The sequence below is a fragment of the Paraniabella hibiscisoli genome (genome assembly GCF_022512515.1).
Taxonomy (GTDB): Bacteria; Bacteroidota; Bacteroidia; order Chitinophagales; family Chitinophagaceae; genus Niabella; species Niabella hibiscisoli.
This window is the reverse complement of sequence record NZ_JAKWBK010000001.1, coordinates 122,406-142,119: the sequence shown is the minus strand read 5'-3', so window position 1 is coordinate 142,119 and position 19,714 is coordinate 122,406. Positions and strand designations below refer to the sequence as shown.

Below are 19,714 nucleotides of genomic sequence, written 5' to 3'. Positions count from 1 at the left end.
GATTTTATTTTTTTAATCAACATAACAAAGCGTTTACCCGGTATGGGGCTGTTAATATTTAGAATGTATAAACGCCGAAGATAATAAACAAATAAGCAATAAAGCTCCTGTTGGGTGTAATCTTATAGTTAACAGAGGGCATAAAAAAACCTCCGTAATGGAGGCTGATAAATTAATCAATGATTGATGCGAACTCTTCTTTGGGAATCCTTATCTTTTTAAGATTTACCAGGAAGTCTTTCTCTTCATCGCGGTAGCCCAGCGACAGTAACACCACGCTTGTTAATCCTTTCTCTTTAAGACCTAATAGTTCGTCTACCCGGGCAGCGTCAAATCCTTCCATAGGAGTGGCGTCTATCTTTAATTCAGCTGCGGCAATGATACCGGTGCCCAGGGCAATGTACGCCTGCCTGGCGGCCCATGCAAAATTTTCTCCGTCAGGACGGTTCAATAAGAAGCCTTCCAGGGATTTTTGAAAGTCAGCCATGCCGCCTTCCGTAATGCCTCTTTCCCTGGACATATAGCTGATGTAAGCCGCTATCTGTTCTTGTGTAATAGATGTGTACGCAGCAAATACCAGCAAATGCGACGATTCTGCTATCTGGCCGTTAAAAGACCCTTCACCTAATTGTTTTTTGAGTTCTTCGTTAGAAACGGAGAAGATCCGGTAAGGTTGTAAGCCAGCAGAAGATGCTGACAGGCTGATAGCTTCTATGATCTGGTGTACCTGCTCTGCAGGAACTTTTTGTTGCTGTACTTTTTAGTGGCATATCGCCAGTTTAAATGTTTTATGAGCTCCATATAAATTGATTTCTTGTTTGAAGGAGCAAAGTTCTGGTTATTTGGTTTACTTTTGTCACCAGGTGACAAAAAGTAATGGTAACAAAGAGGTAACTAAGTAACTTACGATGGAAATAAAACACGATCCAGAAGCCTGTAAGAAAACGATCCTGGCGGTACATGACGCTATGGACGTATTGGGTGGGAAATGGAAAATATCAATTGTAGCATCCCTGGGGTTTGGGAAGAAACGCTATTCAGAGATATTAAAGGATGTAACCGGCATCTCAGGTAAAATGCTGAGCCGGGAATTAAAAGATATGGAGACCAATCAGCTGGTAAAGCGCGAGGTGGTAGACACCAAGCCCATTACAGTGGAGTATGAACTGACGGAATACGGCCACAAGCTAAAGTCAGTGATCTCCAACCTGGCAGACTGGGGGAATACACATCGCAAAAAATTATGGGCAAGCAGGTCGCAGCGGAATAACGGGATTATTTCTTTTGATTATGCCGGTCCTTTCTTCGTTTTCCCTGAGGCGAAACAGTACAATACGCTTGATCAGCGCAGTGGGCAAGGGCTTGTCGAGGGGGAGCTGAACGGTACCTTTGCCGCCCTTATAATTGCTCAACTCTTCTTCAAAATCTTCATGGCCGCGAGGCGCCGGGTAGATGCTGGTGTGCTTTTTATATCCCGAATAGTAAATAAAGTACTTACCGTTTTGCTTAAATCCGCCAATGCCATAGCTTAATCCCTCTTCGGCTTTAGGTGCTGCCTTGCTTATAACCTGCCTGATTTTATTGACAGTTTCAAGCGCTTCAACAGGAATGGTTGCTAAATATTCTTCGATTGTTACAGGCTTGCTCATAGTTGTCGTTTATGGAATGATTGGTCTTCCGAATTTACAAAGATTGCCCGAATCGGTTCCTGTCCTATGACAAGTTTTATAGTAAAGGGTTAATGGTCTTTATTATGCCCTGGCTTAACCGCAGAGAATGCGGAAAAGCGGAGATAAGACTGAGTCGTTGGATGATCTTTCTGCGTAGGCTTTGCGTCCTATTTTCTCTACGGTGAAAAAGAAAAACTCCGGGTATATTTAACCGGGAGTTTCCCAAAATATAAAATCGGTCAGTTTAAAAATCGTGACCCAGTTTTTCGCGTTTGGTGCTTAAATACTTTTCATTATGCTCGTTGGGGGAAATGATAATAGGCACATTGTCTACTATTTCCAGGCCATAACCCACTAATCCTATACGCTTACGCGGATTATTGCTCATCAGGCGTAGCTTGGTAGCGTTCAGGTGGCGCAATATCTGGGCGCCTACGCCGTAATCGCGCTCGTCCATTTGAAAGCCCAGGTGCAGGTTGGCTTCTACCGTATCCATTCCTTCTTCCTGAAGTTTATACGCCTTCAGCTTATTCATCAGGCCAATGCCCCGTCCTTCCTGGTTCATGTATAAAATGATCCCCTTGCCTTCCTGTTGTACCATTTGCATGGCAGTATGCAGCTGATCGCCACAGTCACAACGCAGGCTGCCTAAAATATCGCCGGTGAAACAGGAGGAGTGCACACGGGTCAGTACCGGCTCATCTTTTTCCCATTCTCCTTTGATCAGCGCGAGGTGTTCGCTGTTGCTGTTTTTATCTTTAAAAGCAACCAGCTTAAAATCTCCATACTGCGTAGGCATGTTGACACGCACAATTTCTTCGATAAGCGAATCGCTTTTTAAGCGGTATTCGATTAAGTCTTTTATAGAGATGATCTTAAGATCAAATTTCTCAGCTACTTTCAAAAGGTCGGGAAGTCGGGCCATGCTGCCATCCTCATTCATTACCTCTACCAGCACACTGCCATAAGGATAAGGAAATCCAGCCAGCCGTGCCAGGTCAGTAGCCGCTTCGGTATGTCCTACTCGACGTAAAACACCTCCTTTTTTAGAGCGAAGCGGAAAAAACATGTCCCGGGCGACCGAGATCTGCCGGGTTGGTAAACGGATTGTTTAATGCTTCAATTGTTTTAGACCGGTCGTGTGCCGAAATACCCGTGGTACAGCCATGTCCTAAAAGGTCTACTGATACCGTAAAAGCGGTTTCGTGCAGCGCCGTGTTATTGGTTACCATCAACTCCAGTCCCAGTTCGTCACAACGTTCTTCAGGCAGCGGGGTACAGATCAAGCCTCGTCCGTGGGTCGCCATAAAGTTCACCATTTCAGGGGTGATAGCGCCGGCGGCTGCTATAAAATCACCTTCATTCTCACGGTCTTCATCATCCACAGCTATGATCAGTTTTCCCTGTTTAATAGCTTCAATCGCACTTTCAATTGAATCGAGCATCTATAAAAATTTTCGCAAAGTTAAATAATTTGAATCTCTTCCCTGCAAGTCAGCTGACTGGTTATCATTTGGTTTGTTCGCTTTAGCATACTTTATTACTTTTAACCGGCCGCCAAATTGTGCTAATTATAACATCGCACCGTCTTAAATTGTTTTAATTGATGAAGTATACCTATTATAACATACTGCCCGATTGGATTCGTATTTGTTGGATTACAATCTTTTGGACGGCGATTACTGGTTGTAATAGTGACACAGCGAATGATACACAAACGGTTGAGCGTCCGACTGCTACGCCAGTCATTCCTTATGTCACCAAGGCTATCTATCCGCATGATACTACTCTTTTCACTGAAGGGCTGGTTTTTAATAAAGGCTTGCTTTATGAGAGCGGGGGCGCTCCAGCTGAACTGCCATTTACAAGATCGGTAATTGGAATAAGTAGTTTGGTAGATGGTAGTTTTACTCCGAAAATAGAGATAGACCGGTCCAGGTATTTTGGAGAGGGGATCGTTTTCCTAAACAATAAATTGTATCAACTTACCTACAAAAATCAAAAGGGGTTTGTGTATGATGCTAAAACATTTAAAAAGATAGACGAATTTACTTACACCAATACTGAAGGTTGGGGGATGACAACGGATGGGAATAGTATCATCATGAGCGACGGAACTGAGCACCTCACATTTCTTGATCCCAACAATTATAAACCGGTTAGAACACTGAAAATAACTGAAAACGGAATGGTAAGGGATAGTTTAAACGAATTGGAATATATTAATGGATTTGTTTACGCCAATGTTTGGCAGCATCCCGAAATAGTAAAAATTGATATGAACAGCGGGGAGGTAGTGGGTAAACTTAATTTAACTTCTATAGTTAATGCTGTTGCCGCCCGCAAACCAGGTTCCCTGAAATGAACGGCATTGCCTATGATTCGGCTACCGGGAAGGTTTTGATCACCGGTAAGCTTTGGCCGGATGTTTACGAGATAGATTTTCAGAAGTAAAAAGGAGCTTTTAAGCCTGGAGCAGCTTTACCCGGTCTTTCAACCAGCTTTCCTTCAAAGGAACGATCCATTTGTTTTCCAGCTCTTCTTTATTAGCTACAAGGTTGTTGAAATACAAAGTGTCGGGTGTAATAAATCCATTATCCAATGCGTATTGCAGTTGTGCATAGGGGAGTAGCTGTACCTTATCTTTAATGACAAATGCAAGGGAAGTGCGATCAAAAAGGTTGATACCGTAGGCTGCTTCCAGCGACTTGATAAAACGAACCGAACTATCCGTACTGCATCCACTTACGCCAGCCTGTGTTTCATCGGCCATTAGTATAACAAATTGCCCGAAAAACAGGAAGCCCGCAGCTTTAACATCCGCACCGTGACTTTGCCACTGTTCGGCAAAACTGTTCAATCGCTCTTCTGCATCCAGTGCTTCAGACATGGTTAATAAGCGACTGGCCTGGTAAACCCAAACGCGCGATGAGGGGCTAAAATGGGCCGGTAATAATTCTTTATACTGTAAATTCATTTTATAAAATACAAATTTCAAAAACCAATAACAAGTTTTAAGCCTAATGGTTCGATATTCCCTGTCAATCAATCAACTTTTCAGCTTGTCAACAAATAAACCAGTCAACTAGTTAACTAATCAACCAGTTAACTAACCTTAACCTCCATACTCGCTGCTACCATTTCAGCAATATCCAGCACCTTTACATCCCCCTCCTTTTCAGCGTTCTTTACGCCATCGGTGATCATAGTATTGCAAAAAGGACAAGCTGCTGCAATATAGGAAGAATGGGTTTCCAGGGCTTCCTGGGTCCGTTCAATATTGATACGCTTTTCACCCTGCTCTTCCTCTTTAAACATTTGAGCACCACCGGCCCCGCAACAAAGTCCTTTGCTGCGGCAGCGTTTCATTTCAACCAGTTCTGCGTCCAGCATTTCTAATACCTGCCTGGGAGCCTCGTAAATATCATTGGCCTGCCCAGGTAGCAACTATCGTGGTATGTGATCTTTTTGCCCTTAAAATCACCTCCTTCTTTTATTTTTATTTTGCCTTCGTTGATCAATTGCTGCAAAAAGGTGGTATGGTGTATCACTTCGTAATTGCCCCCGAGCTCAGGATATTCATTTTTAATGGTGTTGAAACAATGCGGACAAGCGGTTACTATTTTTTAATACCATAGTTATTCAGTACCTGTATGTTCTGGTAAGCCATCATCTGGAACATGAATTCGTTACCGGCACGCCTGGCCGGATCACCGGTGCACATTTCTTCCTTACCTAATATGGCATACTTTATTTGAGTTACATCCAGTATTTGAGTAAAAGCCCGCGTTATTTTTTGAGCACGCTGGTCAAAACTGCCCGCGCAGCCTACCCAAAATAAGATTTCGGGAGTTTCCCCTTTGGCAAATATCTCTGCTGCTGTAGGTACCTGCATAATCGTTTCATTTTTTGGCATACAAATGGTAATGAAGCATGCCTGTTATACTTCATAAAATTAGTTCATTTTAGTTCACCGGCTGGTATATTTGCTGATAATTCATGCGCGTAAGAAAATTTTTTGAGAGGCTTTTTAACTGGGAACTGTGGAATTTTCACATTTTATATGCGCCAATTGCACCGGTTTGGTTATGGTACTGTATCAAAAGCCGTTCGCTTTGGTTTTTTACTCCCTCTAATCCGCATATCACTTTTGGAGGATTCGAGGGCGAGGGCAAAAAGAAATGTACCGCTTACTACCCGCAGCAATTACTCCTCCAACGATCTATATAAAACCAGGTATCCCTTTTAGCGATTTAAGGAGCAGGATAGATGTTGCCGGTATCCGGTATCCTTTTGTAGTGAAGCCTGATGTGGGCATGAAAGGTATTCTTTTCAGGGTAATTGAAGATGATGCACAGTTAAAAAATACCACGCCCACATACCATTTAAGTATATTGTTCAGGAAAAAATCGATTTCCCGGTAGAGGTAAGTGTATTCTATTATCGCTATCCCTGGCAATCAACCGGTGTTGTCTCGGGGTTTATTTACAAAGAATTGTTACAGGTAACTGGCGATGGGCTAAGTACGCTCAAACAACTCATCAATCAGCACGAAAGGGCAAAACACCGGGTAGAAGAAATGGAATTGAGGCATGGACATGATTTTGCAAGGATTCTCGAAAAAGGAGAAGTCTTTTATCTTTCCTTTGCCGGCAATCATAACCGTGGGGCAAGGTTTACCAACCTGCACCACGAAATCAACCCGGCGTTGGTGTCGGTCTTTGATCAATTAAGCCAGGATACCCAGTTTTATTATGGTCGCTATGATATCAAAACTAACTCCATCGAAGATCTGAAAAACGGAAAGAATTTTATAGTGCTGGAGTATAACGGCGCCGGGGCAGAACCCAATCATATATATGATTGTGGCATGAGCTTAGGAAAAGCTTACAAAACCATCCTTCAACATTGGAAAGCCCTGTATGAAATAAGCCGCTACAATGCTAAACATGGGCATGCTTACTGGTCTTACAGGCGGGGTAAAAAATACCTGCGTGCGGCCAAGCATCATTTCAGAATATTAGAGAAATTCGATTAACATCAGATAACTGATATGAAATGACAATTGACAGTGCATTTGCTGCAACTGTCAACTAATTACTGTCATTTGTCATACATCTTTTAGCTTCCTCTCTGGGAACCGGTGTTTTGTTGTTTACTTACAAATGCACCCTGTGGTTTTTGGATAAACTTAGAGTTACTACCCTGCTTATTATTATCCTTGCTTTTGTTGTCTTTTTTTCCTTTCTTATTATTCTGATTAAGTAGTGACATCGCCTAAGATTTTTTAGTTTTTAATAATCCGATTATCAAATTTAATGGATAAAGTAATTGGATAGATGTTAATAATACAGAAGCTATGGCAATACTATTACCTATTTCTGTTGCTAATTGCATTTTTTGCTGAGGGCTATAGCTGGTAAGGCGCTCTATAAAATGATTGTTCCATAGACTTCCCAGAATAATAATGATAAATAATATCGTAGAGCCAAGTACGTGCACTTTATAAAGTTTCGGTGAAAAAGAAACCTGTAAGTAAAGGTGTACAAAAGCCAGAGCAGGAAAGAAAAACAGCGCAAACCATAAAAATGTGCGCAAATGAAACCACGATCGTCGTATCATGCAAATGTATGTCCAATGTCTGTTTTAGAGAGAGAAAAGCTGCCAGGAAAAACAAAGCAGATACTATAAGCAATATATTATGTAAGGGACGCAAAATTTTCATACCTGCAAAACTAATTAAGCGGGTAAATCTTTTCTGAAAAACTTATATTCTCTACAATACCAGCTGCAACAAAGAAATTGATGTAGATGTGTTAAACAGGTATCTATAAAATGCTTGCCCTTGTTGGGTCTAGTCCCCAAAAACACGACAAGGGCCGTTGCTGCGAAACGGTGAGCCACCTGTAAATTACCCCGCATACCTTAAATTGGGGATTGCACAAATTCTGTATCATGAAATTTCGTGATTATTTTAGCTGCTTCAAATCCTGGTAACGGGGATACACTCAAATGATGTGAAATTTAAAAACTACACAATGAACTACATAACCATTCTTGCTGCAATTGTTTTTTCAGTAACCCTTAATTCCTGCGGCGGCAGTGATGGAAAAAAGCAGCCGACACGGTAGCCGAAACAGCCGGCGACGCGGGACTTACAGTGAATAGCGACGAAGATAAAACCGGCAATTTTAGCTTTGACGGTAAATCCGTTTCAGGTAAAATAGAAACGCAGTATTTTGGTGATAAAGAAAAAGCAAATTTCTCTGTACTATGCCAGCACAACGAAAGCAACGATCCCTCTAATAGCAATTTTGAGTTGTTACAAATTACGTTTATAAACGAGAAAGATGCTACTACCAACCCTGCCTTGAAAATATATGATGGCGGATCCATTTTACCTATGACCGAACCCGAGCCAGGTATTGTTGCGGTTAGCTTATCGGGGGTGGGAAATGGATTGGATGATCAACAATTTACCGGAAGCGAAAAATCTACCGGCAGTATTACGGTTAAAGACAGAACGGTTGAAATTAAAGATCTGAGCCTGTTTACCAGGGAGGGTGCTAAAAAAGTAATCAACGCCACGCTTCCTTTTTAAAGAGGATATACGTCCTGGTATTTTCCCCGGCTTAATTCAGTCCTGACTGGTACTGTTACAATGTAGCAGTATCCTTATGATAACACGATACAAAAAAATAAATCCAATTCTAATGAGAAGCCTGATATGCTTACTAATCATTGCCGCATCTATTAGCTCCTGCAAAAAGATAAAGACGTTACACCCCTGCCTAAAACATTTTTAGTGTCTCGCGCAACAACCGTTAGTGGCAGTAATACCACCGTAATGCGCTATAACCGTAGCGGTGATGGCGGCTATTAAGTTATATAGGACCCGCAGAAGCCGACTCTGTTGCATTGACGTATGACGCGCGCGGGCATATTGCAACCTTGCGCTTTACAAGATATGGCCAAAATGGGTACGACTATAGTTATGATGATAAGGGAAGAATAGCGCTTTCGCAAGGCTATAATAATGATGGAACCAAAGGGGTGTTGTCTACGTTTACTTATTTTGATGACCGGGTTGAAGAAATGCTTCTTTATCCGGGTAACCTCCTTAACAAGAAAATATATACCTATACAGCCGATAAAAAGAATATTGCCAACTTTAAGTGGATTGGCACTTCGGGCAACCTCGCCGAGGAAGAAAGCTACACGCATACTAATATTAAAGCATCAAGGTATGGCTATGAAGAAATAAGACCTCAAACCGGCGAAAATGCGGTTGAAAAGACCACGCGCATTACTTACACCGCGGTGTTGCAGGTGCGCCGGTTACATTTTCCAGAAAAATAATGGTCAATTCAGATGGCTACCCGGCATCTATAGAGAATAGCTCCTCTAACAGTGCAACAGTATCTACTACCACTTATGAGTATATAGGCAGGTAAATAATATGGGAAGGATAACGCCCTTGCTGTAATAGGTGGGGGCGTTATCCCTCGGAAATATGTAATGTTACTTGAAAAGATTAGTTGATGGTTGACCATTTTTTCGACGCAAGATCTGTGATGGATATTGCCTTCTTACCCGCATCATATACCACTTTAAAAGTATAGTGGGCATTGCCAGACATGCCCTTGGGGTCGATTACCTGTGCCTTAAACACTTCGGTGCCGATTTTTACAGATATTGCCGGAACCGCTACAACAATTGCTTTATAGAAGCCGGTTTTATAATGCCATGGTTTCGTCTCTTCGCTTTGAAGCACCGTAACGATCGCATCATCAGAAATATTAACGGTTTCAAAATCTATCAATGTATTACGGTGAATGAACTGGCCATCTTTGATATTGGCTGATGGTGTTTCATAATTTATAGCGATCAGTGCATCGGCATTTTTAAGTTTGGCTTCATCACTCTGGTCGGCAATATTGGGGAATATGATTGTAGGAGAAGTGGCATAAACCTCTCTTTTAAGAGATGCATCAGGCGTTTGGTAATAAGATGGAGAAACCATCCCGAATCCTATATAGTTAAAAGTGTAGGGGACTGGTTCGTACCGGAGCGAATAGGGATCACCTACGGGAACAGCGTGCAATGTGTCTGCTATAATATTGAAAGAATATTGTTGACTGCCTCCTGTCAATATCCAGTTGGTCCTTTCTTTCAGATCAATATCTTTTATCGCAAAAGCCACTGTTTTAACAGGGATTTCCACAACAGGATTTTCGATCTTATTTTTTTACAGGAGAATAAAAGCAGGTTAGCGGCGAACAAGACCAATGAGTATAATCGTTTCATGACCTGTATAACGGCTAAGCAGCCGGAGTCGCAACAGCTCGTATTAAAAAAATCAAAATAAAGAATGACTGTAAAATCCGCTTAAAAAGTTAAATTTGCCGTCACACCAGTAAAACAAGTATGAGCGTAGATAAGCATGTAGAAGAGGAAAAAAGCCTCAATTTTTTAGAAGAAATCGTAGAGAATGATCTGTCGGAAGGGAAATATGAGTCTATAATGACCCGTTTTCCCCAGAGCCTAATGGATATTTACATATTGGCCATGCCAGTAGCATTTGCCTGAATTTTGGACTGACAAAAAATTCGGTGGAGGCACCAACCTGCGTTTTGACGATACCAATCCGGTTACTGAAGACACTGAATATGTAGAGAGTATTAAGGAAGATATTAAATGGCTGGGTTTTGAATGGAAGCATGAACTGTACGCTTCCGACTATTTTGAAACCCTGTATGCATATGCAGTAAAGCTGATCAATAATAAACTGGCCTATGTGGATGACAGTTCCAGCGAAGAAATTGCGCAACAAAAAGGAACGCCTACACAGCCAGGACATCGTAACCAATATGCTGAAAGATCGGTAGCAGAAAACCTGCAGCTGTTTGCTGACATGCGTGCCGGTAAATATAAAGATGGCGAGAAAGTACTGAGGGCCAAAATAGATATGGAATCGTCGAATATGTTGATGCGCGATCCTATTCTGTACCGTATTAAACACGCGCACCACCATCGTACCGGTGATGCCTGGTGTATTTACCCCATGTACGATTTTGCACATGGTCAAAGCGATTCTATAGAAAATATTACGCACTCCATCTGTACGATGGAATTTGTGCCTCATCGCGAAGTGTACGACTGGTTAATTGAGAAGCTGGGCATATTCCCGTCTAAACAATATGAGTTTGCGAGAAGAAACCTTAGTCATACAGTAACCAGTAAAAGAAAGCTGCTGCAGCTGGTAAATGAAAAGTATGTATCGGGTTGGGATGACCCCCGCATGCCTACCATTGCTGGTTATCGCCGCCGGGGTTATACGCCGGAAAGCATTCGTGATTTTTGCGACCGGATCGGGGTGGGCAAACGTGATAATATGGTAGACCTTGGTTTGCTGGAGTTTTGTGCCCGCGAACATTTGAATAAGATCGCTTTAAGAAGAATGGTGGTGTTCGATCCTGTGAAAGTGGTGATCACCAATTATGAAAAGGAAAGTGAGTTGCTGATAGCTGAAAACAATCCCGAGGATTCTAATACGGGTACCCGCGAAATATCTTTCAGCAATGAGCTGTATATAGAACGGGAAGACTTTATGGAGAATCCGCCTAAAAAATATTTCCGTTTAGCGCCCGGTCAGAAAGTTCGGTTAAAGCATGCCTATATTATTCAATGCGATGAAGTGGTAAAGGACGAAGCGGGTAATGTAACACAGCTGAATTGCAGTTATATACCGGAAAGTAAGAGTGGCGCCGATACTTCGGGCATCAATGTGAAAGGAACCCTGCATTGGGTAAATGCTAAAGATCATATTGCGATACAGATCAATGAATATGACCGCTTATTTACTGTGGAGAATCCTGCAAACGAAGAAGGCGAATTTCAATCTTATATTAATACGAACTCTTTAACGGTATTGAACGGAGCGCTGGCTGAGCCTGCATTGAAAGAAGCCGTCATAGCAGACCGTTTCCAGTTTCTGCGCAAGGGGTACTTTGTGCTGGATAAGGAAAGTCCTAAAGATCTTTTGGTGTTTAACCGTACCGTTACGTTGAAAGATAGCTGGGCTAAAGCAGGCAAGTAGTATTAGCATTGTTTTTGCATGGGTTCATAATTAATAGATAGTTATGAATGCACGCAGCCTGAGTATATTTAATGCCAGAGAATTTTTTCTTGGGCAGGATGAGTGGGTATTTTTATTTGAAGTAGTTGTACGGTGTTTCATATCCTTCATAATCGTTTTACTAGCTCTCAGGCTGACTGGCAAGAAGGGCGTGAGGCAGTTGACCGTTTTTGAGCTGGTAATTATTCTTACCCTGGGATCCGCTGCAGGAGATATGGGCTTTTATAAGGATGTAGGCGTGCTCCCCGCTGTTCTAACCATTGTTAGCATTATTCTATTCTATAAACTGGTTACCTGGCTTCTGATCAAATCTGATAAGTTTGAAAGGATGATAGAGGGTAAGCCTGTCACCATCATTAAAGATGGACGTTACACCGAAGAGGTTGTAAAAAATGAAAATATTTCATTTGACGAATTCTTTATGGAGCTGCGGCTGGCGGGAATAGAGCACCTGGGCCAGGTAAAATATGCCATACTCGAAGTAAACGGCGATGTAAGTGTTTTTAAAAAGCCTCCGGATGAAATTAAACCAGGTCTGCATATTCTACCCGATAAGATTAAAAAGTTCTATACAGATTATTATCCCGCAGATGGATTGTACTCCTGTGTATGCTGCGGGTATACCGAAGATAAAATACAGGGACCTATAACTCCCTGTAAAGATTGCGATGGAGCCAAATGGTCTGAAGGATGTGCATCAAAATGGTATTAGTATAAAGAGAAATCCACGAAATTACTTTCGCGGATTCTCCATTTAAACCTCCGATTAAAAAAGCCAGATTGAATGAGTGTTAAACGCCTGAGTCATTTGTTGGATCAAAAGGCTGAACGCTGCTTTGAAACCGGGTTTCAATTGCGCCCGGTAATTAATGATCGTGCCCGTCTTCTGCATGAATTTCGAACTTTAATTCCAGCTCATTAGTACCTGCAAAAGCGGTTGCGTAGTCTGTGCGGTTCCAATCTACGCGCGTAATAGTTGGTTTCACATTAGCGTTTAATTTACGCATCACAAACGCAACGTCTTTTTCCCCCTGGTTAGCATGTCCAACTATAAAATAAGAAATGACTCCTGTGGTACTGGTTGCTCCCGATACGGTTGTGCCGTCTGCATATTGAGTTTCGCGTGTCTGAAAAATAGCGCCCTCACCTGCCGGGGAATTGGGGTTGAGAATAAAGCTGCCTCCGGTTAAGAAAGCTTTATAGTTAGCTGCAGCGGCAGCGTTGGCTATGTATTGATTTTGTGTCTCAGCACCGCTTGCATTATAGGTTTTTAATCCTATTTTATAAATACTTTCCGGTTCCAGGTGCAGATGCGCGTTAGATATAGCTGTACCTTTTTCATCAAACAGGATCGTATCAGATGCACCTTCTATTGCAGCGGCCAAACCGTGAAAATGATCTCCATGCCCTTCTACTCCGGTTCCGGTGATCTTAGTGAAAATAAGGGCAGCGCTTGGGTTTTTACGCTCTATTTTTAAGGCTGATTCTACTACGGTAACATTGCCCGATTTATCTGCAACTTTAACTTGCAGGTTGTAGTCGCCCGCAGCAGCGTTGGCTGGAATTTCAATATGTTCATGAAAATTTGCGTTTTTATTGCCTGTATATCCATCGGTGAATGCCTGGTTGAATAGCCATCCTGAGCCAGCTTTAGGATGGATTTCTACTACGACGTTTTCGATCGTTCCTGTTGCCACTATGTCTCCTTCAATGTGCAGGTCCGACCCCGCATAAGCGGTCTTGTTATTGCCTGTACCTACCTCAAGGCCGGTTACTATTGGCTTGGCTACTATGTCTTCGTTCTTGTTACAACTGGTTACTGCTGCAACAAGCAACAAAAAGATACTGAAGCTACTGAGAAATTTTTTCATACTGTTTTTAGTTTTTAAGAATGATAATTATGATTGATTTTTAGAAATTATAGTGCACTTTTAGTGGGTGCCATTTTGCCGCGGGGTTAAGGGCTGCTTATTTAATTTTTATACTGAGGCCTTTTATAGTTTGCCAGCCTTCCTTATCTGTAACACGTATCAAAAAATGATAGTCACCCGCATCTACATCTGCCGGTATATGAATGGTCTGCTCAGCTACATAGCTGGTTTGGCCGCCGGGTACATTAATGGTTTGTATCAGCACCATGGGCTTTACCGGCGTCTTTACCGCATCCATATTGCAGCCTGCTACTTCTGTGCTATGCGAATGGTGATCGAAATTGTGATGGATGTCAATACTTACCGATCCCAGTTCCTTATTGTCGCTTGCGTGGATCCTAGCGGTGAAGGACTGCCCCCGCTGCACCTCGCTGCATTGCTTCGGAAAAGCTCCGGCCGTGAGCACATCAATTTCGGGGTAAGTAGTGTCAATGGCATCCTGGTCTTTTTTAGAACAGGCCGCGATCAATAATAAGAGACCCAGTAGGCTGGTTAATAATTGCTTTTGTTTCATGTGTATATTTTTTATTTGATTTTAGCTACATGGAATTTTGCATAAAAATTTTTATGGTCATTTCATAACTATGGAGACTTATAAATTACGGTTGTGTAGCCTGTTTAAAGCTGAAGGGTATTTTTAATGACAGCACCAGGTTTCGGCCCTGTTCAGGCAAACCAATCAGCCGGTAAAAGCTTGTATGGCTCAGGTAACGGGTGTTTAAAGCATTTTGCAATTGAAGACTTAACTCTGCCTGCTGCTCCTGTATGAGAAAGCGGGTGCCGGCCTGAAGATTCAATAGCGTGTATCCATCGGTTTTCTTCTCGGGTGGCACAATATTGTTTTGCGCTGCAGTTACCCGGTAATCAACCGATAAATAGGTATTGGTGAAAATGCCTGTATGTGCCGGCCTATAAGTAATATTGAATAGTACCGATGCCGGCGGGGAGAAGGGTAGCGTGTAACCTTTTTTATCTCCTGATAATTGTTTGGCATAGATATATTCACCCAATACCTCTGTACTAAGGTTCTCCCAGGGCTGGTATTTAACCTGTAATTCTCCTCCGTATCGCATAACCCTGGCCTGGGCATATTCAAATACCTGGTTGCCTGCGCCATAGAAGTAATCGTGGTTGGCTGTAGGGTTTAAGTAGATATAGTTGGAGAAATAGTTAAAGAAGGGATTCAACTGAATGCGTACGACAGCGTTGTCATAAGCGGCGCCCAGGTCCAGCTGGTAAGACTCTTCCGGCTTTAAGTAAGTATTCCCTTTTTCGTAACTGAAGTAATGATAATTTACGCCGTTGGCTCCCAGCTCTTTGGCGATGGGTACTCTGAAACTCTTGCCTATATTGCCTTTCAGCTCCCAGCGATTCGTATTGTAGTTAAAGCCTAAGGAGCCCGTAACGCTGTTGAAGCTGCGGTTTATATTGTCAGCTCTTACCAGGTATTCCTGCTGTGTTTGTCCATTGATGGTGGTAGCAGATGGAAACCAATCTGTATATTTCTTCATCGCGAGATGCACATGGTCGTACCTCAGTGCCCCATGCAACAGTAGTTTTTGAGTCAGGTTCCATTTATCGTATATATATGTTCCCCAACTCTGTTGGTTGAAGGCAGGAACCAGGAAGCTCCAGCCGTTAATGGTATTGTGCTGCAGTTCACCATTCAGGCCGAACTCCACTTTATGTTCATTGAGTTGGAGATGATCCCGGAGATGAAGCGAGTAAACCTGTTTGTCGAAAGCCCGTTCCAGGTTGCGCGGAATACCCAGGGAGTCCGGATATATTGCGGGCATGTAACCATGGTTTACATAGTGATTATATTCCTGCCTTACATTATTTTGAAAACCGCTCTCCAGCTCCAGTTGATGTTGGTTGATTTGAAAGCTCGTATGGTTGAGTGCCTTGAAATGGTTAACTCTTTGATAAGGACTTAATATATCCCTGCTGCTGGCATCATGCATAGCCACATCTACCTGTCGGGGTTCCAGCCCATGTGCATTGGCGAAGAAGCCTGTTTTCGAGTAAGTATGGCTTAAATAAAAGATCGATTTTACCCGGTCGCCAATATAGCCGGTATTTAGATGTAAACCGGTTTCCCGCCCTGCCGTATTACGGAGGTAGTGGTTGTAAAGGTCTACTGCAAAGTCATAAATATACAACCTGTCTGCAGGTACCCGGTAGTCCCCATAGTCCTGAAGGGTAAAGCGTGCTGTTGTCATCCAGCGTTGTGTTCTGGCATATACATTAATGGAAGTGCCTAACAGGTTATTATTAGTCTTGCCTATCAGGTTTATATCACCTCCAAATGTTTGCGGGGCGGGTAAGGGAGGGCGCTTAATGTTTACGGCGCCGCCGATAGCATCGGACCCGTAAGTAAAAGATGCAGGGCCTTTAAGTATTTCCACTTCCTGTACAGTAAACTGATCTATTTCCAAACCGTGGTCCGCTCCCCATTGCTGGCCTTCATGCTTAATTCCCCTGTCCAGTACCACCACGCGATTAAAACCCAGTCCCCTGATAAGAGGTTTGGATTGCCCCGAACCAATCCCGATGGTTTTTACACCGGGCAATCGTTGCAGGCTCTGCATCAGGCTGCCACCCAGGTGCTGTTGAATAAAACCTGCTTTTACAATATCCATGTTGAGCATGGTTTCTTTTTCTTTGAGCAGTAGAATTATTTTGAACTATTACCTCCTTTAATGTGTGACTTTCCGGGTGTAACCTTATGATCAGTGATACATCGTTTTGATTCAGAACGCCTGTTTTTACAACGGTTTTGTACCCCTGCAAGGAGACCTTAACTTCGTAAGGACCTGTCTTTACTTCGCGAAAAATATAGCGACCCGTTGAGTCGCTGATGCCTGCGGTATAGGGTTTAAGCTCAATCGAAGCGCGGTTACGGGCAGATGCTCATCGTCAGAAACGGTTACAATGATTTGATGAGATTGCGTGCGGGCAGTATTGCATAAGGTTATGCAACACAGCATCAGTAAAAACTTCATAGTAAAAAACTGCTGTAGCAGGTGCGCGTGCTATAGGGTGCCTACTCATAAAACAATGGCAGGAACCCTGGAAAGACACGATAGCCAACATAACAATGATGGTGATTGCTACCGGACTATAACCTGGACAGTAAAATGATCGCTATTGTAAATAGCAAAAATGATAAAAAAGCCTTAAAGGCTGGTTAGATGGTAAACAGGTTGGAAGAAGGTGGGCCCTTGTTTGTATAAGCCTGTAGGAAAAGCTTCCTGTCTATATTGATATAGTAACTATATGGATTATAAACCTGTAGTATTGGTGCTGCTAAAGAATAGCTAAGTTGTTCGGGAGCTCCGCTGATGTTACGCGTATTAATATGATCGCAGATAGAACAATGTTCGCTGCCTGTAGTTAACTTTTTTACCTGGGTGGTAGTTGCCGTTTCAGAAGAGTCGTGGTGGTGATGAAACGCTTGGATATAGAGCACAAACGAAAGCAGGAGAAAGCATCCTATAGCTCCGGCTTGTTTGAATCTATGCCTTGTATGTTGATACGACTGTTGCAAAACTGCAACAAAGTTGCATATTCGTATTTAAACTACCAAGAGAAATCTAAAAAAATCATAAGATTAGTTAATGTGATTAAAAACTTCTGGCAGCGATACTGGCAGGAATGTTTATTTTTGGTAAAGCCCGGCAACTATAAATTGCCCAAACCATTTTGAAGCCCTCAACTGTAAAGCTATGCTCGAGCCTATTTCTATCGACTTAAATAAAGCCGATCTAAAAAAAGAATTAAGTACCATGGAGAAGGATCAGAAAATGATTGATCTTCCAATCTTTCAATCCTTAAAAATTCAGGTAGAACAACGCATCAGCGATTACCCTGATCTGATTATTGAAGACATTAAGATTCAACGGGGCAGTGACTCCGGAGAAACTGACTTTGTTACGGCTATTGTGTTATTTAAGTCTAACCGCTAGGTGATGCCTCACTAATTTATACCTGGTGATAAATTTGCATGGCTAAGTTTTCGACCTGCTGTATAAAACCCTTGTGTAAAAACGTTGAATGTCGCTGAAGTAAACAATCGCAATCATAATAGCCGATACGAAAATGGTAGCTGTATAATTGGAGGGATAATAGTAGTAACATATAAACAGCAAGAGGCAGATCCGGGCTATTTCGAGGTAAGATATCCATCGCCGCTGATCTAATATTGCGCCGCAGTTAATAAGACTAACGAGAATGAACATAGAGAACAAGGCAAGTGATGTAGCCGAAAAGTAGTCTACAAATAGCAGTACAATAAAAAGCACCAGTAGTGATATTCCTGTTTGTATACTTACATAATACCTCATCGCTTTTGTTGGAGTTTCTTTTGTTCTCCTGTAACGTAAAAATTTTCTTTCCAGGATGGCCCTGTAACGCGGATCCAGGTCATCGGGTTTTCCAAACAGTGTACGCCATTTCTGTTTAAAGCCTTTGGCATAATAAAAGTTGAGCATTATTTCCAGCATAAAATGAAAATGCTGCCATAGAAAACTATGACTCTCCAGCGGTTTAGTTAAGCCATAGGTTATTTTGATGTTTTTATCTTCTTCAACGAAAGTGCCAAAAAGCTTGTCCCAGATGATCAATACATCTCCGTAATTCTTATCGAGGTACTCAGGATTAGATGCGTGATGAATGCCATGATGGGTGGGTGTTACCAGTATCTTTTCAAACCAACCCCATTTTCCCAATGCCTGCGTATGAATAAAGAAAGGGTAAATACCATGTACCAGTAGTAAAATAGATATCATCAACGGAGGAAATCCTAATAAGGGTAGTATGGCCCAAAATAAACTTCTTATTACTGCCTGGAATACGGTGATCCTCGCAGAAACCGTATAATTAAAATCTTCACTTTGATGGTGCACTACATGCGCTGCCCAGAAAGCATTGATCTCATGAGCAAACCGGTGGTACCAGTACCATATGAGATCTGTAACCAGGAATAAAAGCACCCATACCAGCAAGCTTGCCTTAATATCAAAGAGGGCGAAATTTTCATAAACATAATTGAAGAAATAAAAAAACAAACCTGTCGTAAAAAGGTCCAGCAGGCGTTCTGCTATACCAACATTTATATTCGCCACAGACTCTGCATACTGAAAGAAATTCTTCCCGCTTCTTTTAGAGTATAAATATTCCCAGGCGATAAAGAAAAGAAACAGCGGAATAGCAAACGCTAAAAAATTTAAATGCATGATAATAGATTTTTTTAGTCTACTTTTTAAATAGACTAATCAAAGGTATTGTTTTGTTAAATAGGAGATGTTATAGAAAACTAAAATCCGGAACGGAATTTTGGTAATAAAAAATTTATATAAGAAAATGAAAATATTATAATATATTTGTCCACTAAAATTATAGACTAATATGTTTTTTACTCGTTTCAGTGAAAAGCATAGTCGGGAAAATTGAATATCGGATTATGAATGATGGAATAGCTGTTAATAATCAAACGAAAGCAACGGAGTCCTCTTTCCCGTTTCTTTTGCGGATGGAAGGGCTGCGCGTGCTGGTTATAGGGGAGACAGTGTTGCTATTCAACATCTTAAAGAAATTGACCACAGCGCGCCCGAGCCGAGGTGCGCATTATTGCAGAACAATTAAGCGATGACCTGAAAGAATGGGCCTCTACCCATGCGAAAGTGGTAATTGAAGAGCGGTTATATGATCCGTTTGATATTCAGCACGCAGATGCATTGGTTGTTGCAACTAGCGATCCGGTTCTTGTTGAGCAGATCAATAATGATGCAACCGAATATGGGTTAGCCAATGTACGAATCGGCCATGTAAGCCGGTACGAAGGAGCACCTGTGAACGGCACTGCGGCGGAAAAAAACCATCAGGATTAAAGGGATTATCCAACAAAAGAATTGCAACTTATGCACTCGCTGCATTTGCCTTTATGTTAATTGGGCACATGATTTTTCTTACTG

The 19,714-nt window shown here is 42.1% G+C and carries 24 protein-coding genes and 3 pseudogenes; 12 read left to right on the top strand and 15 right to left on the bottom strand.

All coding sequences use genetic code 11. The features are described 5' to 3' along the window. Positions 1 to 172: 172 nt before the first annotated feature. Positions 173 to 700 carry a nitroreductase family protein gene (locus tag MKP07_RS00925; protein WP_240850604.1) on the bottom strand — a complete coding sequence of 176 codons (528 nt, stop codon included), beginning with the start codon at positions 698 to 700 and terminating at the stop codon, positions 173 to 175. 208 nt (positions 701 to 908) lie between these two features. Here MKP07_RS00925 and MKP07_RS41915 point away from each other — a divergent pair. Beyond that, positions 909 to 1,226 (top strand): annotated as a pseudogene (locus tag MKP07_RS41915) (winged helix-turn-helix transcriptional regulator); the annotation flags it as partial. Positions 1,227 to 1,241: 15 nt separating this feature from the next. Here the strand turns inward: MKP07_RS41915 and MKP07_RS41910 are convergent. The 3 genes from MKP07_RS41910 to MKP07_RS43485 form a co-directional block, all read right to left on the bottom strand. After that, positions 1,242 to 1,649 carry an iron chaperone gene (locus MKP07_RS41910; RefSeq protein ID WP_394803609.1) on the bottom strand — a complete coding sequence of 136 codons (408 nt, stop codon included), beginning with the start codon at positions 1,647 to 1,649 and terminating at the stop codon, positions 1,242 to 1,244. Positions 1,650 to 1,914: 265 nt separating this feature from the next. After that, positions 1,915 to 2,739, bottom strand: coding sequence for a GTP cyclohydrolase II (ribA, locus tag MKP07_RS00915; RefSeq protein WP_317235741.1), 825 nt, complete (start codon positions 2,737 to 2,739; stop codon positions 1,915 to 1,917). After that, positions 2,717 to 3,115, bottom strand: a complete 399-nt coding sequence (locus MKP07_RS43485; protein ID WP_317235740.1) for a 3,4-dihydroxy-2-butanone-4-phosphate synthase — start codon at positions 3,113 to 3,115, stop codon at positions 2,717 to 2,719. Before MKP07_RS43485 ends, ribA begins: the two co-directional genes overlap by 23 nt. A gap of 161 nt (positions 3,116 to 3,276) precedes the next feature. On the opposite strand from MKP07_RS43485, the gene MKP07_RS00910 reads away from it, so the two are divergent. Both MKP07_RS00910 and MKP07_RS41905 read left to right on the top strand, forming a co-directional pair. Continuing rightward, on the top strand, positions 3,277 to 4,035 hold the full coding sequence (locus tag MKP07_RS00910; RefSeq protein ID WP_240844580.1) for a glutaminyl-peptide cyclotransferase: 759 nt from the start codon (positions 3,277 to 3,279) through the stop codon (positions 4,033 to 4,035). Beyond that, on the top strand, positions 4,032 to 4,124 hold the full coding sequence (locus MKP07_RS41905; RefSeq protein WP_394803520.1) for a glutaminyl-peptide cyclotransferase: 93 nt from the start codon (positions 4,032 to 4,034) through the stop codon (positions 4,122 to 4,124). Before MKP07_RS00910 ends, MKP07_RS41905 begins: the two co-directional genes overlap by 4 nt. 10 nt (positions 4,125 to 4,134) lie before the next feature. Here MKP07_RS41905 and MKP07_RS00905 read toward each other — a convergent pair whose 3' ends face one another. From MKP07_RS00905 to MKP07_RS00895, 3 genes are all read right to left on the bottom strand, one after another. Next, positions 4,135 to 4,668: a hypothetical protein gene (locus MKP07_RS00905; RefSeq protein ID WP_240844579.1), complete on the bottom strand. Its 534-nt coding sequence runs from the start codon at positions 4,666 to 4,668 to the stop codon at positions 4,135 to 4,137. 107 nt (positions 4,669 to 4,775) lie between these two features. Continuing rightward, positions 4,776 to 5,117, bottom strand: a complete 342-nt coding sequence (locus tag MKP07_RS00900; RefSeq protein ID WP_240844578.1) for a (Fe-S)-binding protein — start codon at positions 5,115 to 5,117, stop codon at positions 4,776 to 4,778. Between the two features lie 172 nt (positions 5,118 to 5,289). Continuing rightward, on the bottom strand, positions 5,290 to 5,565 hold the full coding sequence (locus MKP07_RS00895; protein ID WP_240844577.1) for a heterodisulfide reductase-related iron-sulfur binding cluster: 276 nt from the start codon (positions 5,563 to 5,565) through the stop codon (positions 5,290 to 5,292). 286 nt (positions 5,566 to 5,851) lie between these two features. Between MKP07_RS00895 and MKP07_RS00890 the strand changes: the two genes are divergently transcribed. Both MKP07_RS00890 and MKP07_RS00885 read left to right on the top strand, forming a co-directional pair. Next, the gene (locus MKP07_RS00890) at positions 5,852 to 6,094 is read left to right on the top strand and encodes a hypothetical protein (RefSeq protein WP_240844576.1); all 243 of its coding nucleotides are present in this window, start codon (positions 5,852 to 5,854) and stop codon (positions 6,092 to 6,094) included. A gap of 71 nt (positions 6,095 to 6,165) precedes the next feature. After that, entirely contained in the window at positions 6,166 to 6,708 is a 543-nt protein-coding gene (locus MKP07_RS00885) for a hypothetical protein (protein ID WP_240844575.1), read from the top strand. 83 nt (positions 6,709 to 6,791) lie between these two features. Here the strand turns inward: MKP07_RS00885 and MKP07_RS00880 are convergent, their stop codons facing one another. Further along, positions 6,792 to 6,944 carry a hypothetical protein gene (locus tag MKP07_RS00880; protein ID WP_240844574.1) on the bottom strand — a complete coding sequence of 51 codons (153 nt, stop codon included), beginning with the start codon at positions 6,942 to 6,944 and terminating at the stop codon, positions 6,792 to 6,794. Positions 6,945 to 7,830: 886 nt separating this feature from the next. Here MKP07_RS00880 and MKP07_RS00875 point away from each other — a divergent pair. Beyond that, a complete protein-coding gene (locus tag MKP07_RS00875; protein ID WP_240844573.1) occupies positions 7,831 to 8,271 on the top strand; it encodes a hypothetical protein in 441 nt (146 codons plus the stop codon). A gap of 317 nt (positions 8,272 to 8,588) precedes the next feature. Then, on the top strand, positions 8,589 to 9,029 hold the full coding sequence (locus tag MKP07_RS00870) for a hypothetical protein (RefSeq protein WP_240844572.1): 441 nt from the start codon (positions 8,589 to 8,591) through the stop codon (positions 9,027 to 9,029). A 175-nt stretch (positions 9,030 to 9,204) separates the two neighbouring features. Here the strand turns inward: MKP07_RS00870 and MKP07_RS00865 are convergent, their stop codons facing one another. Next, on the bottom strand, positions 9,205 to 9,894 hold the full coding sequence (locus MKP07_RS00865) for a hypothetical protein (RefSeq protein WP_240844571.1): 690 nt from the start codon (positions 9,892 to 9,894) through the stop codon (positions 9,205 to 9,207). Between the two features lie 203 nt (positions 9,895 to 10,097). Between MKP07_RS00865 and MKP07_RS43480 the strand changes: the two genes are divergently transcribed. From MKP07_RS43480 to MKP07_RS00845, 3 genes and pseudogenes are all read left to right on the top strand, one after another. After that, entirely contained in the window at positions 10,098 to 10,259 is a 162-nt protein-coding gene (locus tag MKP07_RS43480; RefSeq protein WP_240844570.1) for a hypothetical protein, read from the top strand. Beyond that, positions 10,232 to 11,769, top strand: a pseudogene (locus tag MKP07_RS00850) (glutamine--tRNA ligase/YqeY domain fusion protein). Before MKP07_RS43480 ends, MKP07_RS00850 begins: the two are co-directional and overlap by 28 nt. Before the next feature lie 43 nt (positions 11,770 to 11,812). Next, positions 11,813 to 12,520: a DUF421 domain-containing protein gene (locus tag MKP07_RS00845; RefSeq protein ID WP_240844569.1), complete on the top strand. Its 708-nt coding sequence runs from the start codon at positions 11,813 to 11,815 to the stop codon at positions 12,518 to 12,520. 154 nt (positions 12,521 to 12,674) lie between these two features. Here the strand turns inward: MKP07_RS00845 and MKP07_RS00840 are convergent, their stop codons facing one another. From MKP07_RS00840 to MKP07_RS00825, 5 genes and pseudogenes are all read right to left on the bottom strand, one after another. Next, the gene (locus MKP07_RS00840) at positions 12,675 to 13,679 is read right to left on the bottom strand and encodes a DUF4625 domain-containing protein (RefSeq protein WP_240844568.1); all 1,005 of its coding nucleotides are present in this window, start codon (positions 13,677 to 13,679) and stop codon (positions 12,675 to 12,677) included. A gap of 97 nt (positions 13,680 to 13,776) precedes the next feature. Continuing rightward, positions 13,777 to 14,253 (bottom strand): DUF4625 domain-containing protein, encoded by a 477-nt coding sequence (locus tag MKP07_RS00835; RefSeq protein ID WP_240844567.1) that lies wholly within the window; start codon positions 14,251 to 14,253, stop codon positions 13,777 to 13,779. 85 nt (positions 14,254 to 14,338) lie between these two features. After that, positions 14,339 to 16,390, bottom strand: coding sequence for a TonB-dependent receptor (locus MKP07_RS00830; protein WP_262919096.1), 2,052 nt, complete (start codon positions 16,388 to 16,390; stop codon positions 14,339 to 14,341). Between the two features lie 46 nt (positions 16,391 to 16,436). Next, positions 16,437 to 16,601: pseudogene (locus tag MKP07_RS41900) on the bottom strand (carboxypeptidase-like regulatory domain-containing protein); the annotation flags it as partial. A gap of 328 nt (positions 16,602 to 16,929) precedes the next feature. Further along, positions 16,930 to 17,211 carry a hypothetical protein gene (locus MKP07_RS00825; RefSeq protein WP_240844565.1) on the bottom strand — a complete coding sequence of 94 codons (282 nt, stop codon included), beginning with the start codon at positions 17,209 to 17,211 and terminating at the stop codon, positions 16,930 to 16,932. Positions 17,212 to 17,467: 256 nt separating this feature from the next. Between MKP07_RS00825 and MKP07_RS00820 the strand changes: the two genes are divergently transcribed. After that, positions 17,468 to 17,707, top strand: coding sequence for a hypothetical protein (locus tag MKP07_RS00820; RefSeq protein WP_240844564.1), 240 nt, complete (start codon positions 17,468 to 17,470; stop codon positions 17,705 to 17,707). Positions 17,708 to 17,749: 42 nt separating this feature from the next. On the opposite strand, the gene MKP07_RS00815 is transcribed toward MKP07_RS00820, so the two are convergent. Continuing rightward, positions 17,750 to 18,976, bottom strand: a complete 1,227-nt coding sequence (locus MKP07_RS00815; protein WP_240844563.1) for a sterol desaturase family protein — start codon at positions 18,974 to 18,976, stop codon at positions 17,750 to 17,752. Positions 18,977 to 19,360: 384 nt separating this feature from the next. Here MKP07_RS00815 and MKP07_RS00810 point away from each other — a divergent pair, with 384 nt between their 5' ends. Further along, positions 19,361 to 19,630, top strand: coding sequence for a hypothetical protein (locus tag MKP07_RS00810; protein WP_240844562.1), 270 nt, complete (start codon positions 19,361 to 19,363; stop codon positions 19,628 to 19,630). The last annotated feature ends 84 nt before the right edge of the window (positions 19,631 to 19,714 follow it).

Excerpts from the sequence above, each read along its gene's own strand:
- MKP07_RS41910 (WP_394803609.1), bottom strand. The coding sequence starts at position 1,649 with ATGAGCAAGCCTGTAACAATCGAAGAATATTTAGCAACCATTCCTGTT.
- ribA (WP_317235741.1), bottom strand. The coding sequence starts at position 2,739 with ATGTTTTTTCCGCTTCGCTCTAAAAAAGGAGGTGTTTTACGTCGAGTA.
- MKP07_RS43485 (WP_317235740.1), bottom strand. The coding sequence starts at position 3,115 with ATGCTCGATTCAATTGAAAGTGCGATTGAAGCTATTAAACAGGGAAAA.
- MKP07_RS00910 (WP_240844580.1), top strand. The coding sequence starts at position 3,277 with ATGAAGTATACCTATTATAACATACTGCCCGATTGGATTCGTATTTGT.
- MKP07_RS41905 (WP_394803520.1), top strand. The coding sequence starts at position 4,032 with ATGAACGGCATTGCCTATGATTCGGCTACCGGGAAGGTTTTGATCACC.
- MKP07_RS00895 (WP_240844577.1), bottom strand. The coding sequence starts at position 5,565 with ATGCAGGTACCTACAGCAGCAGAGATATTTGCCAAAGGGGAAACTCCC.
- MKP07_RS00890 (WP_240844576.1), top strand. The coding sequence starts at position 5,852 with ATGTACCGCTTACTACCCGCAGCAATTACTCCTCCAACGATCTATATA.
- MKP07_RS00880 (WP_240844574.1), bottom strand. The coding sequence starts at position 6,944 with ATGTCACTACTTAATCAGAATAATAAGAAAGGAAAAAAAGACAACAAA.
- MKP07_RS43480 (WP_240844570.1), top strand. The coding sequence starts at position 10,098 with ATGAGCGTAGATAAGCATGTAGAAGAGGAAAAAAGCCTCAATTTTTTA.
- MKP07_RS00845 (WP_240844569.1), top strand. The coding sequence starts at position 11,813 with ATGAATGCACGCAGCCTGAGTATATTTAATGCCAGAGAATTTTTTCTT.
- MKP07_RS00840 (WP_240844568.1), bottom strand. The coding sequence starts at position 13,679 with ATGAAAAAATTTCTCAGTAGCTTCAGTATCTTTTTGTTGCTTGTTGCA.
- MKP07_RS00835 (WP_240844567.1), bottom strand. The coding sequence starts at position 14,253 with ATGAAACAAAAGCAATTATTAACCAGCCTACTGGGTCTCTTATTATTG.
- MKP07_RS00830 (WP_262919096.1), bottom strand. The coding sequence starts at position 16,390 with ATGCTCAACATGGATATTGTAAAAGCAGGTTTTATTCAACAGCACCTG.
- MKP07_RS00820 (WP_240844564.1), top strand. The coding sequence starts at position 17,468 with ATGCTCGAGCCTATTTCTATCGACTTAAATAAAGCCGATCTAAAAAAA.
- MKP07_RS00815 (WP_240844563.1), bottom strand. The coding sequence starts at position 18,976 with ATGCATTTAAATTTTTTAGCGTTTGCTATTCCGCTGTTTCTTTTCTTT.